The sequence below is a fragment of the Pseudomonas sp. P5_B2 genome, from assembly GCF_056400445.1.
Genome location: NZ_JBFULH010000559.1, coordinates 1 through 2,645 on the forward strand (window position 1 = coordinate 1; position 2,645 = coordinate 2,645).

Sequence of the window (2,645 nt, forward strand, 5' to 3'; positions counted from 1 at the left end):
ACCTTGGTCAGGTGAGCGTGTTCTTCTTCCAGAGCTTTCGCGCCCTGGACGGTCATTGGGTATTTGATCATGCCTTCAATCCTGCGTGTAGATCCTGCAAGCGGCGCACGGTCTTCTCGGGACCGAACTTCAGCGCTTCGCAGATGGCTTCGCCAGCAGCAATAGTCGTGGTGCAGTAGATCTTGTGCTGCAAGGCATTACGACGAATGGAGTACGAGTCGGCGATCGACTGACGACCTTCGGTGGTGTTGATGATCAGGGTGACTTCGTCATTCTTGATCATGTCGACCACGTGCGGACGGCCTTCAGTCACCTTGTTCACACGGCGCACTTTCAGGCCTGCGGCCTCGATCAGCTTGGCAGTGCCGGCAGTGGCAACCACTTCGAAACCCAAGTTGATCAGATCACGGGCGACGCCTGCAACCAGTGGCTTGTCGTCGTCACGCACGCTGATGAACGCGGTACCGCCGGTCGGGAGTACTTCGCTGGCGCCCATCTGGGCCTTGGCGAAGGCTTCGCCGAAGGTGTCGCCCACACCCATCACTTCACCGGTGGACTTCATCTCTGGGCCCAGGATCGGGTCCACGCCAGGGAATTTGGCGAATGGGAACACCGCCTCTTTCACGCTGTAGAAGTTCGGGATGATTTCTTTGGTGAAGCCGATTTCTTTCAGGGTTTTACCGGCCATCACGCGAGCCGCGATCATAGCCAGGGAAACACCGATGCACTTCGACACGAACGGTACGGTACGGGAAGCGCGCGGGTTGACTTCGATGACGTAGATGTCTTCGCCTTGCAGCGCCAACTGAACGTTCATCAGGCCGACAACGCCCAACTCAAGGGCCATTTTCTTGACCTGTTCGCGCATCTCGTCCTGGATGTGGGCAGGCAGCGAGTATGGCGGCAGGGAGCACGCGGAGTCACCGGAGTGAACGCCGGCCTGCTCGATGTGCTGCATGATCGCGCCGATGACCACGTCGGTACCGTCGCAGACCGCATCCACGTCCATTTCGATGGCGCAGTTGAGGAAGTGGTCGAGCAGCACCGGGCTGTCGTTGGACACTTTCACCGCGTCACGCAGGTAGCGCTTGAGCTCYTCTTCTTCGTAAACGATTTCCATCGCGCGGCCGCCCAGTACGTAGGACGGGCGCACCACCAGCGGGTAACCGATCTTGGCGGCGGCACGAATCGCTTCGTCTTCGCTGCGCACAGTAGCGTTTGGCGGCTGACGCAGGTTCAGACGCTCAACCATTTGCTGGAAGCGCTCACGGTCTTCTGCACGGTCGATGGCGTCAGGGCTGGTGCCGATGATCGGTACGCCGGCTTCTTCCAGGGCACGCGCCAGTTTCAACGGGGTTTGGCCGCCGTACTGGACGATCACGCCTTTCGGCTTCTCGACGCGGACGATTTCCAGCACGTCTTCCAGGGTCACTGGTTCGAAGTACAGGCGATCGGAGGTGTCGTAGTCGGTGGATACGGTTTCCGGGTTGCAGTTGACCATGATGGTCTCGTACCCGTCGGCGCGCAGGGCAAGCGCCGCGTGTACGCAGCAATAGTCGAACTCGATGCCCTGACCGATACGGTTTGGCCCGCCGCCCAGGATCATGATCTTGTCGCGGCCCGACGGCGCGGCTTCGCACTCTTCCTCGTAAGTCGAGTAAAGGTAGGCGGTGTCGGTGGCGAACTCGGCCGCGCAGGTGTCAACGCGCTTGTAGACCGGGAAGATTTCCAGCTTGTGACGATGGCGACGCAGGGCTTTCTCGGTCACGCCCAGCAGCTTGGCCAGACGCATGTCGGAGAAGCCTTTACGCTTGAGGCGGAACATCAAGTCGTGGTCGATGCTGGCCAGACCCAGGGTCTTGACCTTCTCTTCTTCCTTGATCAGATCTTCGATCTGCACCAGGAACCACGGGTCGATCATGTTCATGCCGAAGATGTCTTCGACCGACAGACCGGCGCGGAAGGCGTCAGCTACGTACCAGATACGCTCGGCGCCCGGCACAGTCAGTTCACGCTTGAGCACGCTCATGCTTTCCGGGTTGCTCAGGTCGAGCTTCTCGTCCAGACCACAAACGCCCACTTCCAGGCCACGCAGGGCTTTCTGCAGGGATTCCTGGAAAGTCCGGCCGATGGCCATGACTTCACCGACCGACTTCATTTGAGTGGTCAGGCGCGCGTCGGCCTTCGGGAATTTCTCGAAGGCGAAACGTGGCAGTTTGGTGACGACGTAGTCGATGGACGGCTCGAAGGATGCAGGGGTAGCGCCGCCGGTGATTTCGTTCTGCAGTTCATCCAGCGTGTAGCCGATCGCCAGCTTGGCAGCGATACGCGCAATCGGGAAACCAGTGGCTTTCGAAGCCAGTGCCGAAGAGCGGGACACACGTGGGTTCATCTCGATCACGACCATACGGCCAGTGTCCGGGCAGATGCCGAACTGAACGTTGGAGCCGCCGGTTTCCACGCCGATCTCACGCAGTACCGCCAACGAGGCGTTACGCATGATCTGGTATTCCTTGTCCGTCAGGGTTTGTGCCGGAGCAACGGTGATCGAGTCACCGGTGTGCACGCCCATCGGGTCAAAGTTTTCGATCGAGCAAACGATGATGCAGTTATCCTTCTTATCGCGGACAACCTCCATCTCGTAC

The 2,645-nt window shown here is 59.5% G+C and carries 1 protein-coding gene and 1 pseudogene; both read right to left on the bottom strand.

What is annotated here, in order from left to right; translation table 11 throughout:
* Positions 1–71 (bottom strand): annotated as a pseudogene (gene greA, locus AC1DRJ_RS23920) (transcription elongation factor GreA); the annotation flags it as partial.
* Positions 68–2,645 (bottom strand): carbamoyl-phosphate synthase large subunit (gene carB / locus AC1DRJ_RS23925; RefSeq protein WP_477804327.1); only part of this gene is annotated, 2,578 nt, incomplete at its 5' end. The gene carB and the pseudogene greA, both read right to left, overlap by 4 nt.